Origin of the sequence: Amycolatopsis sp. AA4 (assembly GCF_002796545.1) — a bacterium.
Classification (GTDB): Bacteria; Actinomycetota; Actinomycetes; order Mycobacteriales; family Pseudonocardiaceae; genus Amycolatopsis.
The window spans coordinates 199,172-213,874 of sequence record NZ_CP024894.1 but is presented as its reverse complement, the minus strand read 5'-3'; the positions used below and the strand labels follow the sequence as shown (position 1 = coordinate 213,874).

General features: G+C 70.4%; 15 protein-coding genes and 1 pseudogene. 6 read left to right on the top strand and 10 right to left on the bottom strand.

Translation table 11 applies throughout. The annotated features are described in order from the left end of the window. Positions 1 to 6: 6 nt before the first annotated feature. The 3 genes from CU254_RS01050 to CU254_RS01040 all read right to left on the bottom strand — a co-directional run bounded on the left by CU254_RS01050 (position 7) and on the right by CU254_RS01040 (position 2,963). Complete coding sequence (locus CU254_RS01050; protein ID WP_009071942.1) at positions 7 to 696, bottom strand: response regulator transcription factor; 690 nt, start codon at positions 694 to 696, stop codon at positions 7 to 9. Further along, on the bottom strand, positions 693 to 1,931 hold the full coding sequence (locus CU254_RS01045) for a cell wall metabolism sensor histidine kinase WalK (protein ID WP_009071940.1): 1,239 nt from the start codon (positions 1,929 to 1,931) through the stop codon (positions 693 to 695). The genes CU254_RS01050 and CU254_RS01045 overlap by 4 nt, the downstream gene beginning before the upstream one ends. Before the next feature lie 150 nt (positions 1,932 to 2,081). Beyond that, positions 2,082 to 2,963 (bottom strand): oxidoreductase, encoded by an 882-nt coding sequence (locus CU254_RS01040; RefSeq protein ID WP_037712169.1) that lies wholly within the window; start codon positions 2,961 to 2,963, stop codon positions 2,082 to 2,084. A gap of 75 nt (positions 2,964 to 3,038) precedes the next feature. Between CU254_RS01040 and CU254_RS01035 the strand changes: the two genes are divergently transcribed. After that, entirely contained in the window at positions 3,039 to 3,665 is a 627-nt protein-coding gene (locus tag CU254_RS01035; protein WP_037716389.1) for a response regulator transcription factor, read from the top strand. Then, the gene (locus CU254_RS01030; RefSeq protein WP_199785744.1) at positions 3,662 to 4,573 is read left to right on the top strand and encodes a hypothetical protein; all 912 of its coding nucleotides are present in this window, start codon (positions 3,662 to 3,664) and stop codon (positions 4,571 to 4,573) included. The genes CU254_RS01035 and CU254_RS01030 overlap by 4 nt, the downstream gene beginning before the upstream one ends. A 146-nt stretch (positions 4,574 to 4,719) precedes the next feature. Here CU254_RS01030 and CU254_RS01025 read toward each other — a convergent pair whose 3' ends face one another. The 7 genes from CU254_RS01025 to CU254_RS00995 all read right to left on the bottom strand — a co-directional run bounded on the left by CU254_RS01025 (position 4,720) and on the right by CU254_RS00995 (position 11,874). Next, positions 4,720 to 5,469 carry a phosphoglyceromutase gene (locus tag CU254_RS01025; RefSeq protein ID WP_009071935.1) on the bottom strand — a complete coding sequence of 250 codons (750 nt, stop codon included), beginning with the start codon at positions 5,467 to 5,469 and terminating at the stop codon, positions 4,720 to 4,722. Positions 5,470 to 5,889: 420 nt separating this feature from the next. Beyond that, a complete protein-coding gene (locus CU254_RS01020) occupies positions 5,890 to 6,717 on the bottom strand; it encodes a DUF4349 domain-containing protein (protein WP_009071933.1) in 828 nt (275 codons plus the stop codon). Positions 6,718 to 6,783: 66 nt separating this feature from the next. After that, complete coding sequence (locus CU254_RS01015) at positions 6,784 to 7,296, bottom strand: YbjN domain-containing protein (RefSeq protein WP_009071931.1); 513 nt, start codon at positions 7,294 to 7,296, stop codon at positions 6,784 to 6,786. Then, entirely contained in the window at positions 7,293 to 8,591 is a 1,299-nt protein-coding gene (mshA, locus tag CU254_RS01010) for a D-inositol-3-phosphate glycosyltransferase (protein ID WP_050788102.1), read from the bottom strand. The genes CU254_RS01015 and mshA overlap by 4 nt, the downstream gene beginning before the upstream one ends. A gap of 13 nt (positions 8,592 to 8,604) precedes the next feature. Beyond that, complete coding sequence (locus CU254_RS01005; protein WP_009071926.1) at positions 8,605 to 9,426, bottom strand: alpha/beta fold hydrolase; 822 nt, start codon at positions 9,424 to 9,426, stop codon at positions 8,605 to 8,607. A 28-nt stretch (positions 9,427 to 9,454) separates the two neighbouring features. Beyond that, positions 9,455 to 10,642: an Ig-like domain-containing protein gene (locus CU254_RS01000; RefSeq protein WP_009071924.1), complete on the bottom strand. Its 1,188-nt coding sequence runs from the start codon at positions 10,640 to 10,642 to the stop codon at positions 9,455 to 9,457. A 176-nt stretch (positions 10,643 to 10,818) separates the two neighbouring features. Continuing rightward, the gene (locus tag CU254_RS00995) at positions 10,819 to 11,874 is read right to left on the bottom strand and encodes a UDP-N-acetylmuramate dehydrogenase (protein WP_009071923.1); all 1,056 of its coding nucleotides are present in this window, start codon (positions 11,872 to 11,874) and stop codon (positions 10,819 to 10,821) included. Between the two features lie 153 nt (positions 11,875 to 12,027). Here CU254_RS00995 and CU254_RS00990 point away from each other — a divergent pair, with 153 nt between their 5' ends. From CU254_RS00990 to CU254_RS00975, 4 genes and pseudogenes are all read left to right on the top strand, one after another. Beyond that, positions 12,028 to 12,528, top strand: coding sequence for a DUF2505 domain-containing protein (locus CU254_RS00990; RefSeq protein WP_009071921.1), 501 nt, complete (start codon positions 12,028 to 12,030; stop codon positions 12,526 to 12,528). Further along, entirely contained in the window at positions 12,507 to 13,307 is an 801-nt protein-coding gene (locus CU254_RS00985; protein WP_009071919.1) for a hypothetical protein, read from the top strand. The genes CU254_RS00990 and CU254_RS00985 overlap by 22 nt, the downstream gene beginning before the upstream one ends. 69 nt (positions 13,308 to 13,376) lie before the next feature. Next, a complete protein-coding gene (locus CU254_RS00980) occupies positions 13,377 to 14,174 on the top strand; it encodes a DedA family protein (protein ID WP_009071917.1) in 798 nt (265 codons plus the stop codon). After that, a pseudogene (locus CU254_RS00975) lies at positions 14,077 to 14,682 on the top strand (maleylpyruvate isomerase family mycothiol-dependent enzyme); the annotation flags it as partial. The gene CU254_RS00980 and the pseudogene CU254_RS00975, both read left to right, overlap by 98 nt. Positions 14,683 to 14,703 lie beyond the last annotated feature (21 nt).

Below are 14,703 nucleotides of genomic sequence, written 5' to 3'. Positions count from 1 at the left end.
GGCGGCTCAGGTCTCGAACTTGTAGCCGAGCCCGCGCACGGTCACCAGGTGCCGCGGCGAACCCGGGTCCGGCTCGATCTTCGAGCGGAGCCGCTTCACGTGGACGTCGAGGGTCTTGGTGTCGCCGACGTAGTCCGCGCCCCACACCCGGTCGATCAGCTGGCCGCGGGTGAGCACCCGGCCGACGTTGCGCAGCAGGTATTCCAGCAGGTCGAACTCCTTGAGCGGCAACGAAACCTCGCCGCCGTCCACGGTCACGACGTGCCGTTCGACGTCCATCCGCACCGGTCCGGCCGACAGCACCAGCGGCGCGAGTTCGCCGTCGCTGCCCGGCTCGCCGCCGCGGCGCAGCACCGCGCGCACCCGCGCGATCAGCTCGCGCGCCGAGTACGGCTTGGTCACGTAGTCGTCGGCGCCGAGTTCCAGCCCGACGACCTTGTCGATCTCGCTGTCGCGCGCGGTCACCATGATCACCGGCACCGCGGAACGCTGCCGCAGCTGCTTGCAGACGTCGGTGCCGCTCATCCCGGGCAGCATCAGGTCGAGCAGCACGATGTCGGCGCCGTTGCGGTCGAACTCTTCGAGCGCCTGCTGGCCGGTCACCGCGACCGCCGCGGTGAAGCCCTCCTTGCGCAGCAAGAAGGCGAGCGGGTCGGCGAAGGACTCTTCGTCCTCGACTATGAGAACCCTCGTCACAGGTTTCCTCCATGGTCTGGGCTGGAGACTTCCTGCCCGGTTGCCACGAGCCGGGGTGTCCGCTCGGGGGTCTTGTCCGGCCGCGCGGGCGCGGCCTTGCGTGCGGTGTCGGCGGGTTCGGTGCGCACGTGCGCGGGGATGCGCAGGGTGAAGGTCGACCCGGTGCCGGGACGGCTCCACAGGCCGACCGAACCGCCGTGGTTGGCCGCGACGTGTTTCACGATCGCCAGTCCGAGGCCGGTGCCGCCGGTGGCGCGCGAACGCGCCTTGTCCGCGCGGTAGAAGCGCTCGAACACGCGCTGCTGCTCGTCCTCGGCGATGCCGATGCCGCGGTCGGTCACCGCGATCTCGACCATGCCGTCGGCGAGCCGGCGCGAGATCGACACCGGGCTGCCCGCCGACGAGTACGCGACGGCGTTCTCCAGCAGGTTCGACAACGCGGTGACCAGCAGCGTCCGGTCGCCCTCGATGAGCAGGCCGCTCGGCGTGTCGGTGGTGATGGTGATGTCGGCGGATTCCGCGGACAGCGTGGTGCGCCCGAGCGCCTCGCGCACGACGGCGTCGACCTCGACCACGTTGAGGTCCGGCAGCCGCTCGGCGCCCTGGAGGCGCGACAGCGCGATCAGCTCGGTGACGAGCTGGCCGAGCCGGGTGGATTCGCGCAGGATCTTGCCGCCGAAGCGGCGGACCTCCTCGACGTCCTCGGCGGCGTCCAGCACGGCCTCGGTGAGCAGCGCGATCGCGCCGACCGGGGTCTTCAGCTCGTGGCTGACGTTCGCGACGAAGTCCCGGCGGACCGCCTCCAGCCGGATCGCCTCGGAATGGTCGACGGCCTCGACGACGGTGAACCCGTCGCCGAGCGGCCGGACCTCGCCGAGCACCGCCTCGGGCTGGCGGCGGCCGCGGTTCTCCAGCGGCGAGAGGTCGACCTCCATCGGCTCGTCGGTCTCGACCACCTGTTCGGCCGCCTTGCGCGCCCGCGGATCGGCCTGGTTCACCCGGACCAGGCCGAGTTCGTACGCCCGCGGATTGTGCAGCACCAGGTCGCCGAACCGGTTGAGCACGATGACGCCGTTGTTCGAGGAGCGGATCAGCCGTTCGAGCAGCTCCGCGACGGTCGGGCCGGTGGGCCGCGCCGCCTCTCGCCGGGCGCGGACCCTGGCCGCGAGGAACCCGGCGACCGCGCCGACGACAAGAGCGCCGATGGCCGTCAGCAGGACAACAGGCGTGGTCACGGGGGAATCGTAAGCATCCCGGTAGCCTTCCGGCCTAGTCCTGGAAGCCCTGTCGTGAGGCGAGTGACACCTGAGGGGTACATATTCGCCTCGGGGTCAGGCCCTGTTCACCCGATCGAGATGTTCCCGCCAAGTCGACCCGCTTAGCGCTCAGTGCGCGTCGAGGGTCTCGAGGTCCTCGTCGGACAGCTTCAGCGCGGCCGCGGCGACGTTCTGTTCCAGGTGTGCGGGGTCACCTGTGCCGGGGATCGCCAGCACGTGCGGGCCCTGCGCGAGCGTCCACGCCAGCCGCACCTGAGCGTCGGTCACGCCGTGCCGGCGCGCAACCTCGGCGACCCGTTCGTCGGACTGTCCACTCGCGCCGCTCGCGACCGCGAAGAACGGCACGAACGCCACGCCCTGCTCGCCGCACAGCCGCAACAGCTCGTCGTCCTCGCGGCGGGCGGACAGGCCGTACTGGTTCTGCACGCACACCACCGGCGCGATCGCCTGCGCCTCGGCGAGGTGTTCGGCGCTGACGTTGGAAATGCCCAGCTCGCCGATCAGTCCCTCGGCGCGCAGTTCGGCCAGCACGCCGAAATGCTCGGCGAGCGAGCCGGTGCCGCGCTCGAGGCCGGTGCCGATCCGCAGGTTGACGACGTCGATCCGGTCACGGCCGAGTTCGCGCAGGTTCTGCTCGACCTGGCCGCGCAGTTCGTCGGGACGGGCGAACGGCCGGAACTGGCCGGATTCGTCGCGCGACGGGCCGACCTTGGTGGTGAGCACGAGGTCGTCGCCGTACGGCGCGAGCGCGGTCTTGATCAACGCGTTGGCCGACCAGCCGGCTCCGAAGTAGAACGCCGCGGTGTCGATGTGGTTCACGCCCAGCTCCACGGCCCGGCGCAGCACCGAAATCGCGCGGTCGGCGTCGGCAGGCACGTTCGGGTCGAGCGAACCGCCGAGCCGCATCGAACCGAAGCCGAGCCGGTTGACGGTGCGGGAGCCGAGCTGCCAGGTGCCCGCGGCAGCGGCGGGAAGTGTCGTTCCGGTCATGTCTCCACTGTGCGGCGCGGCGGGTTCCGGCGGCGGAATTGGCAGCAAGCTGCCAACGCGGGAACACTGGACGCCGTGCCCCGAGCCGAGGAAGTCGCGTCCATCCGCGACGAACGAGAACTGGTCGAGCGCGCCGGACACCTGCTCGCCGGCGCCGACGAGTTCGCCTGCGCCGCGAACGACCTGCACACCTGGTCCGCGATGCAGAAATTCGCCCGGGAGCTGCCCGCGCGGCCGAAGCTGCGGGTCCGCAAGGTCTACCTGTCGCGCGTGCTGCTCGATCCGGCCGGCGCCGAGCACCTGCAGACGCTGCGCCAGCTCGGCGCGGAAGTCCGGATCAGCGACCACGAGATCAACGAGACGATCCTGCTCGACGGCCGCGTCGCCATCCTCGCCGCCGGGCCTGGCTACCACGTCGTGACCGCCCCGGATCTGGTGCGCGGAATCTCGTCGCTGTTCGAGGCCGCGTGGCGTTCGTCGACCGCGATGGAGGCGTACGAGACGCGGTTCGCCGAACTGCGCCAGTACACGCCACAGCTGCTCGACCTGCTGTCTTCCGGTTCCACCGACGAAAAGGCGGCCCGGGCGATGGGCGTCGGGCTGCGGACGTACCGTCGGCGGGTGGCCGAATTGATGGATGTACTGGGTGCGACGTCGCGGTTCCAAGCGGGTGCTCTCGCGCGGGAGGCGGGTCTGCTGTGAGGCGCGCTGTTCTCGCCGCGGCCTTGCTCACCGCCGGATGCGCCGCGTCCCAGCAACCCGCGCCGCCCGCGCCTTCTCCTGCTCCCGCACCGGCGAATGTGGCCTATGTGGACCCGCAGGCGACCAGCGACGCGATGTCCGGCATCAAGAAAGCCGTGGAGGCCGCGTTCAGCTACGACTCCACGAAACCGGACGAGGTCGCGAAAACCGAGCAGGAGTACCTGACCGGCGGGGCCCGCGCGCAGTTCGACAAGACGTTCGCCGAGGTCCGCGCCGAACCGGTGACCACGCAGACGCAGGTGATGGAAACCGGATTGGCCGAACTGACCCCGGACCACGCGCGGATGCTGGTCGCGGCCACCCAGCACAGCAAGCGTCCGGACGGGGCCAAGAACCAGGCCGGCGCGCTCATGCTGGTCACCGCGGTCCGGACGAGCGGGCACTGGCAGCTGGAGGACTTGAACTTCGACCCGCGCGGCCCGATCGCCTCGGCCGCCGCGCCGGCGAAAGGCCTTGCCGCGAACCGGGATTCCGCGGTCGAGGCGGCTCGCCGGGACGGCGGGGTGCTGATGACCGTCGACCCGCAGAACATCGACGGGAACTACGCGGCCTGGGAAAACGTGGCCGCGGAACCGCTGTTGACCGAATTCCGGAAGAGCCGCCAGGAAACCGTGGACCGCATCAAGCAGACCGGGACGAAGGCGACCTACGGCGCGGATTCGACGGCCGCGCTGACGCAGATAAGCCCGGACGGCACGCACGCGTCGGCGTTGCTGGCCGCGCAGCTGACGACCACCGGCGGCCAGCACCCCGGGGCCAACCGGCTGCCGGTGCACCTCGACCTCGTGCGCCAGGGCAGCGAGTGGAAGGTGTCCGGGATGAAGGCGATCACCGCTTCCGGCTCGTGAGCGGCGATGCCGGTGAGAACCGGTGCCGCCGCTCACCACGAAGCCACGCGACGCCGCACTGCCGCCAGACCGCCCACTCCGCTCGTGAGCGGCGATGCCGGTTCTAACCGGCGCCGCCACTCACGAGCGGGTCAGCAGCGGAGGGGTCAGCGGCCCTGGTTCGCGACCGCGGCGGCGGCTTCCTTCGCCGCCTCCGGGTCCAGGTACTCGCCGCCCGCCTTGACCGGCTTGAGGTCCGCGGTCAGGTCGTAGCGCAGCGGGATGCCGGTCGGGATGTTCAGCGCGGCGATGTCGTCGTCGGAGATCCCGTCGAGGTGCTTCACCAGCGCGCGCAGCGAGTTGCCGTGCGCGGCGACCAGCACGGTGCGGCCTGCCCGCAGGTCGGGGACGATCGCCGACTCCCAGTACGGCAGCAGGCGGGCCACAACGTCCTTCAGGCATTCCGTCAGCGGGGCCTGGTCGCCGAGGTCGGCGTACCGCGCGTCGCCGGACTGGCTGAACTCGTCCTTCGGGTCGATGGCCGGCGGCGGCGTGTCGTACGAGCGGCGCCAGAGCATGAACTGCTCCTCGCCGAACTCGTCCAGCGTCTGCTTCTTGTTCTTGCCCTGCAGCGCGCCGTAGTGCCGCTCGTTGAGCCGCCAGTCGCGCTTGACCGGGATCCAGTGCCGGTCGGCGGCGTCGAGGGCGATGTTCGCCGTGCTGATCGCCCGGCGCAGCAGCGACGTGTGCACCACGTCCGGCAGCAGCCCCGCCTCGGCGAGGAGCTGCCCGCCTTGCCGGGCTTCGCGCTCGCCGGTCTCCGAAAGGGGCACGTCCACCCAGCCGGTGAACAGGTTTTCCGCGTTCCACGTGCTCTGTCCGTGCCGCAGCAGCACCAGGGTCCCAAGTTCGGCCATGGCCACCAGCCTGCCAGAGCGCGCCAGCGCGGCCGGTAGTGCGTCCACCCCTCTACCCAGAGTGCGTTACCCGGGAGTAACACTTTCCCCCGACGCGCAGGAGGGTTGCCGACGAGCAGGCCAAAGAGTGCAAGGCGCTGCACACTGTTATCCCCGTCCGCAAATTTCACTCGAACGGAGTAACCAGTAGTCTTGTGATTACTGGTCGACATCTGACAGGTTGGGCATGTCCCGCTCAGCCGGATTCCACGCACTCCCGGCTGATCACGGGCAGTGACCGCGGCTCGTCTCCCCCCTGCCGAGCCGCGGCCCGCCGGCCCCGTTGGCATCCCCCTCGTCACCGGGTCCAGCAAGGCGGGACCTGCAGCGGGACGGCTCGAGATCGCGACTCCCCCTCCCTCGAGCCGTTCCGCCAGCCCCTCACTCCGCGGGCCTGGCCTTCCGCCGCCGCAGCCACCAGAACACCGCGCCGGCCGGGATCCCGAACGCGACCGCGAACGGCAGCAGCACCCCCAGCACGCGCACGAGCCCGGTGCAGAAGACGACGAACGCGTCCCATCCCCCGGACAGCCCGGCGAGGAAACCGCCGGACTCCGCCGGGGCGGCGGCCTCCTGCCGCGTCACCGAGAGCGACACGGTCGCCATCGCGACCCGTCCGGCCAGCGAAGCCTGCTGCCGCTCCAGCGACTCCAGCGTGGCCTGGCGGCTGGTCAGCTCGCTTTCGACGGACGCGATCTCGGACACCGACTGCGCCTTCGCCAGCAGCGCGCGCATCCGCTCGACGCTCGCCCGCTGGGTCGCCAGCCGCGCGTCCACGTCGACCACCTGCGCGGTCACGTCCTGTGCGCTGATTTCCCGCCGTTTCACCTGGCCGAGCCCGCTGAGCTGGTCGAGCACGCCGTCGAGTTTCTCCGCGGGCACCGACAAGGTCAGCGACGCGGAATCGTCCGTCGCGCTCTCTTGTCCGGGGTAACCGCCCGCACCGGTCGCGATCGACTTCGCGCGGGACACGACGTCGTCCGTCTTCGGGGTGGTCAGTTCCAGCCGCGCGCTGCGCGCCAGCTTGCGATCAGTCGCGCCGGGTTCGGGCACGGTCGCCTGCGCGTTCCCCTGCTTTGGCGCCGCCCCCTGCTCCTGCCGCTGCGCGGGCGCGACAGCCGACCTCGCCGAATCCGCGCTGTTGCCGCTGCATCCGGCCAGCAGCACCAGCGCGGCGCCCGCGAGCACGCATCTCCATCGAGTCCGCATTCCCGTCTCCCTCCAGTCGTTGGCGGTGAGACGAAGCGACTGGGCGGAGCCGTTGCACGGAATCGGTTACGACTCGGTCAACCCCGGTTCGTGCCCGCCGGCGGGTTCGGCGAGGTGTTTGAACGCCTGGAGATTCGCCAGCGATTCGCCGCGCGAGACGCGCCAGTCCCATTCGCGCTTGATGGACGTGGCGAACCCGATTTCCAGCAGGATGTTGAAATCGCCGTCCGCGGCCTCGAGCACCTGGCCGAGGATCTTGTCCAGTTCGGACTCGGTCACCGTCTCCTTGCCGAAGCGGCCGACGAGGTAGATGTCGCCCAGACTGTCCACTGTGTAGTGCACGCCGTAGAGCCGGGCGTTGCGCTGCAACAGGAACCGGTACACGTCCTCGTGCCGCTCGTCCGGACGGCGGCAGACGAACGCCTCCACCGAGAACGCGTGGTCGCCGTCCACGAGCCAGCAGTTGGTCTGCAGCTTCTTGGTTCCCGGCAACGTCACGAAATAACGGCCTTCGCCGCGACGGTCGTACTTGAGCCCACTTGAGTCCAAAGTGGACTTGATAGTCGCGTCAAGGCTCACACTGCCACCTCCGCCCGCAGTTCCAGCGCCTGCCGGAACGCTCTGGTCGCTTGAGCATAGATGTCGAGCAAGGAATCCGTGGTGCGCCGCCAGGAAAACCGCTGCGCGTGCCGCACCGCGTTGGACGCCAGTTCCGCGCGCCGGTCCGGCCGCAGCGCGACCGCGGCGAGCGCGTCGGCCCATTCCGCCGCACCGTGCGAGGGAACCAGCAGCCCGGAAACCCCGTGCGGCACCGCGACCGGCAGCCCGCCGACCTCCGCCGCCACCACCGGCGTGCCGCAGGCCTGCGCTTCGAGCGCGACCAGGCCGAAGGATTCGTTGTAGCTCGGCACCGCGACGACGTCGGCCGCGCGAAACACCGTGCGCAGCTTCAGCCCGTTCTGCGGCGGCAGGAACCGCACCTGCTCGGCGATGCCCAGCGACACCGCCAATTCCCGCAAGGCCTGCGGCTGCTCCAACCCGGTGCCGGACGGTCCGCCGACCACCAAAACCACCAGCCGCGAAGCCAATTCCGGCCGCCGGCGCAGCATTTCCGCCGCCGCGTGCAACAGCACGTCCGGTGCCTTGAGCGGCTGGATCCGTCCAGCGAAGGCAAGCACGACCGCGTCCGGGGACAGGTTCAGCTCGCGCCGCGCTTCCAGCTGCGAACCGGGCGTGAACCGTTCGAGGTCGACACCCGGCGGCACGGCGTGCACCGCGTGCGTCGAAGCCCCGTAAAGGTCGACCAGCTGCCGAGCCTCGACCTGTGTGTTCGCGACGAGACAGTCGGCCTCGGCGACCACCTGTTCCTCGCCCATCACGCGCGTCCGCGGCTCGGGCTTGTCGCCCTCGGCGAGCAGCGCGTTCTTGACCTTGGCCAGCGTGTGCGCGGTGTGCACGAGCGGCACGCCCCACCGGTCGCGGGCGAGCCAGCCGACCTGGCCGGACAGCCAGTAGTGCGAGTGGATCAGGTCGTAGTAGCCCGGCTCGTGGAACGCCTCCGCGCGCAGCACGCCCGAGGTGAACGCGCACAGCTGCGCGGGCAGCTCGTCGCGCGCCAGCGGCTCGAACGGCCCGGCCGGCACGTGCCGCACCGTGACGCCGGGGGCCAGCTCGGCCAGCGGCGGCTGCTCCGACGAGGTCGCCCGCGTGAAGACCTCGACCTCGATGCCGCGCCGCGCCATCTCCTGCGCGGTCTGGCTGACGTACACGTTCATCCCCCCGGCGTCGCCGGTGCCCGGCTGCTCGAGCGGGGAGGTGTGCACGGACAAGACCGCGATCCGGCGCGGCTCAGCGATGAATCCCTTGAGGGTCACCTGGTCACTCCTGCTACTCGGCTGCGTCCCCGGCGAACCGCCGCAGCACGGAGTTGAAGTCCTCCGGCTCCTCGACGAACGGCAGATGCCCGGCCTCAACGAACCAACGCAGGACCGCCCCCGGAATCTTCCCGGCCGAATACTCTGCCGCCGAAGGATCCACCACCCCGTCGGCCGACCCGTGCACCACCAGGGTCGGTTTGTCGACCGCGGCGAGCACGTCGCCGCTGCCGATGTCCCGCCGGAACAGCGCGCCGCGCACCGCGGGCGGCACCGAAAGCGAGCTACCGAGCAACGCCTGCGCGTACGCACCCGGCACCTTCGGGCTGGCCTGGGCACGGGTGAACTCGACCAGCGCGGGGATCGCGACCTCGGCGTCCTCCGAGAGCGCGGCGGGCAGCGCGGCCCGCATGATCGGGCCAGTCGCGCCGCCCTCGCGCTTGCGGCCGATCTCGGTGATCGCGCCCACGAGCACGATGCCGCCGAGCCGTGCGGTGCCGTGCTCGCGCAAGTAGTCCGTGATCACCAGCCCGCCGTAGGACCAGCCGACGACGATCGCGTCCGGACCGGCGAAGTCGAGCACCGCGGCGAGATCGCCCGCCCACCGCGCCGGATCGTCGTAGCCGTCCTTCGGGACGTCGGATGCCCCGTGCCCGCGCAGGTCCATCGCGACGAGCCGGAACCGCTCGCTCAGCGCCGGGTCGGCCAGCTGGGCGGACCAGGCCGCGGCGGACTGGGCCCAGCCGTGCACGAAGACGATCGGACGCGCGTTGTCCGGGCCCTCGACGCGCAGTGCGATCCGCACGCCGCCGGCCCCGGTTACCTCAGTGTTCACTTCTACTTGTTAGCAGACCGCTAGTGGATCACTTCGCGGCCGACATCGACTTCCAGGTCGGCCAGTCGTAGAACCAGTCCTTGACGTCGGAGCTGGTCGGGCTGCCCAGCCGGGAGCCGGTGACCTCGACCGGGTCGCCGATCATCGCCGAATCGAAGTAGGCCTTGGCGTCCGCCTCGAGCAGGTTGACGCAGCCGTGCGAGTTGTTGGTCTTGCCGATCGCGGCCGCGTTGTCCTGGTTCTCGTGGATGAACTCGCCGTGGTTGGAGAACCGGCAGGCCCACTTCTTGTTGACGTTGGTGTAGCCGTACCGGGCGTTGTCGAACACCGCGTGCGGCTCCTTCGACATGATGATGAAGGTGCCGTTCGGGGTGTTGCGCTGGACGTCCGAGTCGAGCCCGTTGGAGCACGGGTAGCTCGCGCTCTCCGCGCCGCCGCGGTAGACCTTCATCACATGGTCCGGCGTGTGGATCTTGACCACCTGGTTGCGGCCGATCTTGAACTTGGTGCTGACGTCCGATTTCACGTAGACGCCCCCGCCGAGGTCCACGCCGTACAGGTTCGCCTCGACCTCGACGGTCGTGTTGGCCGGCCAGTACTCCTTGGGCCGCCAGTCGACCTGGTTCGGCGACAGCCAGGCCCACGAGCCCTCGACGTCCTTGCTGGTCTTGACCTTGAGCGCCTTCTCGACCGCCGCCCGGTCCTTCGGCGCGCCGCCGTTGAACTTCACGCTGATCGGCATCGCGACGCCCACCTCGGCGTCGTCGCCCGGGTTCAGCGTGGCGCGCACCGTCTTGGCCGGGCTGACCGTGGCGAACGACCCCTTCAGCTCAGCGGGCCGCTGGTCGGTGCCGGTCGCCTTGGCCGCGTAGTTGTAGGTCTTGCCGTAGCCGAGCGGTTCGGAACTGGTCCAGGACAGGCCGTCCGGGGCGAGTTCGCCCTTGATCTCGTCGCCGCCCTCGTTGGTGAGCTTGACCTCGGTCAGCTTGCCTTCGGTGACCTTCACCACCACCGGCTCGCGCACGCCCACGTCCTTGGCCCCGACGGCCGGGGTCGCGGTGAGCTTCGCCACCGGGGCGGCCGGCTTGCCGCCGTTGTCGCCACTGCCGCCCTGCGGCGACGCGGTGCCGTCATTGCTGCCGCCCGAGCACGCGGCGGCCAGCGCCGCCGCGCCGGTCGCGAGAACGGCCTTGAACACCGTACGGCGCTCGATCACGGTCTTACCTCCACTTGTCCCCCGCACCGGCATCTCCCACGCACATCAGCGCCGGTGAGCGACTCGACGTTACCTGCGAACCGGAAATTCCTCTCCATCCCGCAAGACGTTTCACCCGGCGCCCGGTTGCTGCCGATTTATTGTCGATTGACTCGCCCGGGTTACCCCGGGAGCCGTCAGAGCGAACAGTTGATCAGCAGTGGTTCCGGATACAGCCGCACGCCGAACCGCGCTTCGACCCCGTCGCGGACCTCGCGAGCCAGCGCGAGCAGATCCTCCGTACTGGCCCCGCCACGGTTCGTAAGCGCCAAAGTGTGCTTGGCAGACAGCGAAACGCGCCCGCCCGGACCGGGGTACCCCTTGCCGAACCCAGCCCGCTCGATCAGCCACGCGGCGGACAGCTTCACCCCGCCGCTGGCCGGGTACTGCGGAATCTTGCCCTCGGTCGACTCCGCGATCCTCGCGAGCACCGCCGGCGCTTCCTCCTCGGGAACGATCGGGTTGGTGAAGAACGACCCCGCACTCCACGTGTCGTGATCAGCCGGGTCGAGCACCATGCCCTTCCCGCGCCGCAGCCCGAGCACCGCTTCCCGCGCCCGCGCGGCGGGGACTTTCGCATCGATTTCGACCCCCAGCGTGCGCGCCAGCTCGGCGTACCGAATAGGCGCGGACTGCCCGCTGGGGTCGATCCGGAACCGCACACTGAGCACCACACCGCGGTCTGTGCCCTTGAGCACACTGGTGCGATAAGCGAAGCCCAACTCGTCGGCCTTGACCGTCCGCACCTCCTTGGCGGCCCGGTCGTACAACTCCACGGAGACGATCGATTCGGCCACTTCGCCGCCGTACGCCCCGACGTTCTGAATCGGCGTCGCCCCCACCGACCCCGGGATCCCGGAGAGACACTCCAGCCCGCCAAGCCCGCTGTCGACGAGCGCGGCAACGAACGCGTCCCACTCCTGCCCAGCAGCAACCTCGACGACGTCGCCATCGCGAGTCCACCCGGTGTTGGCGATCCGCACGAGGGTCCCGTCAAACCCCGCATCCCCCACCACGAGATTCGACCCACCACCAAGCAACAACACCGGCTCGCCGGACTCGTCCGCCGCGCGCACAGCGGCGACAAGCTCGTCAGCAGTGGTGGCGGTGATAGACCGGCGCACTGGTCCACCGAGACGGAGGGTGGTGTACTCAGCGAGACGGGTCAGGCCAGGCGTTTGAGCGGCATTCACGAGGCCTAACGCTACAGCCCGTTATCCGGCACTATCCGCTAATACTATCCAGCAACGCCACGGCTGAAACCCGATCGCGTTCAAGGTGAAGGCACAAGCTGATGCTGGCTCCGTCAGAGCTGCCGGCCGTCACCACCCGGTACTGTCCGCTACATGGGATCCCGCATCGAGCACCGCGGCGAATTCGACGGCTCGCTCGAAACCGTCTTCACCGCAGTAGCCGGAGAAGAAGCCCTCCGCGCACGCCTCGCCGCGCAAGGCGGAGAAGACGCCAAACTCCTGACCTACACCGCCGAAGGCGACTCCGTCCGCTACGAACTCCAGCACGGCATCAAGGCGGCCAAGCTCCCCCAAGCCGTCCGCGCCCTGCACAAGGGCGACATCATCGTCAACCGCACCCAGACCTGGAAGCGGTCCGGCGACGAGTACACCGGCCGCTCCGACGTCAGCGTGGGCGGCGTCCCCGGCGAAATCAGCGCCTCGACCTACCTCACCCCGAAGGACGGCAAGGTCGTCCTCCGCACTACCGGCGAGGTCGTCGTGCGCATCCCCCTCTTCGGCGGCCGGATCGAGGAGTTCGTCTCCGAGCAGGTGGTCAACCTGCTGCGGAACGAGGACGAGTTCACCGCACAGTGGCTGGCCGAGCACGCCTGACCCCGGTGGGAACCCCGACCAGGGGCACCACCAACCCCAACCGGTTGCGCCGGGTCGACCGCTGGCTCGCGAGCGACCCGGCCGTCACCCGGCTGCTGCGTCGGGGCGAAAGTCCCCTGGTCGTCGATCTCGGCTACGGAGCGTCGCCGGTCACGACGGTCGAACTGGCCCGCTGGCTGGCGCGCGTGCGGCCGGACGTCCGGGTGCTCGGGCTCGAACTCGACCCGGAGCGCGTCGCCGCCGCCCTGCCCGCCGCTGATCCGCCCCGGCTCGACTTCCGGCGCGGCGGCTTCGAACTGGCCGGAACGCGGCCGGTCCTGGTGCGCGCGTTCAACGTGCTCCGGCAGTACGCCGAAGACGAGGTCCCGGGCGCGTGGCAGCTGATGCTCGACGCGATGCCGCCGGACGGTCTCCTCGTCGAAGGCACCTGCGACGAGATCGGCAGGCTGGTCACGTGGGTCGCGGTCGGTGCCGACGGTCCGCGCACCCTGACCCTGTCGCTGCGCCTCGCCGAACTCGACCGTCCGTCCACAGTGGCCGAACGACTGCCGAAAATCCTCATCCACCGCAACATCCCCGGCGAACGCGTGCACGCCCTGATGTCCACTTTGGACGAATGCTGGGCGGCCGCCGCACCGCACCGTTCGTTCGGCGTGCGGGCCCGCTGGACCGCCACCGTCGCCATGCTCGCCGACCGCGGCTGGCCGGTCATCGGCAATCCGGAGCGCCGCAGGCTCGGCGAGCTGACCGTGGCCTGGGAGAGCGTCGCGCCGCGCTGAACCCACCTGTTCACCGCCCGCACCCCGCTGGGTCATCCCGTGGTGACCTTCAGTGCTGACGATGAGCGGGTGGAACTGCTGGAACACGTCACCGAGCTGATCCGGGGCACGCTCGGCTCGCCCTGGCTGTGGGTGCTCGTGTTCGCGATCGCCGGGCTGGACGCGCTGCTGCCGTTCATGCCGAGCGAAACGACCGTGGTGACCGTCGCCGTCCTGATCGGACCGGACCTGGGCAGGCTCGCCCTGCTGGTCGTCGTCTCGGCCGCCGGCGCGTGGGCGGGCGACTGTCTCGGCTACGCCGTGGGCCGCGCCGCCGGACCGCGCGCGGTCGCCTGGCTGCAGCGCGGACCGTCCGGACGGCAACGCTACGAATGGGCCCGCGACCAGGTCCGCCGGCAAGCGCCGCTGCTGATCATCGCCGCGCGCTACCTGCCGGGCGGCCGCGTCGCGAGCGCTCTCGCCAACGGCAGCCTCGGCTATCCGCTGCGCCGGTTCGTTCCGCTCGACGCCCTGGGCGCGGCGTTGTGGTCGCTGTACAGCGCGCTGATCGGGCTCGCTGGCGGGGCCGCGTTCGCCGATCGGCCGGGCTACGGCCTGCTGCTGTCGTTGCTGCTCGGGCTGCTGCTGGTCGTGCTGATCGAATTCGGCCGACGGGTGCGCGTGCGCAGGCTACGGTCAGGGCATGGACGCGCCACGTCTGCTGGAAGCGATCGACATCCACGCCGACCGGATCAAGGCCGCGACGCTCGCCGCGGGTCCGGCCGCGCCGGTCCGGAACTGTCCGAAGTGGACGGTGCAGGACCTGGTGACACACCTGACGGCGGTGCTCTCGTACACGGTCGCGGCGATCACCGACCGGAATGCTGAGCCACCGCGCGCGAGCACCTGGGAGGACGCCCTCGGCTGCTGGGACGGCCAACGGATGGCCGTGCGCGAAGCCCTGCGCCGTCCGGCGGACACCCCGCTGCGTTCGCCGTTCCCGCACGGCGGCCCCGTCACCGTCGAAGACTGGACGCGCCGGCTCGCGCACGAGTTCGCCATCCACCGGCTCGACGCGGAAAGCGCCCTGCTCACGCCGCCGGTCACGCGGTACCGGACGGAATTCGCCGAGGACGGCATCGACGAGTTCCTCGCCTTCCTGACCCCGCGCCGCGCGAAGCCGAGCGGCCGCGAGGGGATCGTCCAGGTCAGCACCGACACGCGGACGTGGACCGTGCTGCTGCGCGCCGATCAGCCGCCGACGCTGGGCGAAGGCGTCCCGGACCTCACGCTCGCCGGCCCGGCCGACGACGTCTACCGCGCGCTGTGGGGCCGTCCGAACCACGCCGGGAAAGTCGGCGACGCCACCCTTCTGGAGCCCCTCGCAGCGCCCTGACCAGCGGCCGGAGAGAATGGG

What these genes read in the sequence shown, in the direction of transcription:
- CU254_RS01025 (WP_009071935.1), bottom strand. Translation starts at nt 5,469, where the DNA reads ATGGCCGAACTTGGGACCCTGGTGCTGCTGCGGCACGGACAGAGCACG.
- CU254_RS01020 (WP_009071933.1), bottom strand. Translation starts at nt 6,717, where the DNA reads ATGCGGACTCGATGGAGATGCGTGCTCGCGGGCGCCGCGCTGGTGCTG.
- CU254_RS00990 (WP_009071921.1), top strand. Translation starts at nt 12,028, where the DNA reads ATGGGATCCCGCATCGAGCACCGCGGCGAATTCGACGGCTCGCTCGAA.
- CU254_RS01040 (WP_037712169.1), bottom strand. Translation starts at nt 2,963, where the DNA reads ATGACCGGAACGACACTTCCCGCCGCTGCCGCGGGCACCTGGCAGCTC.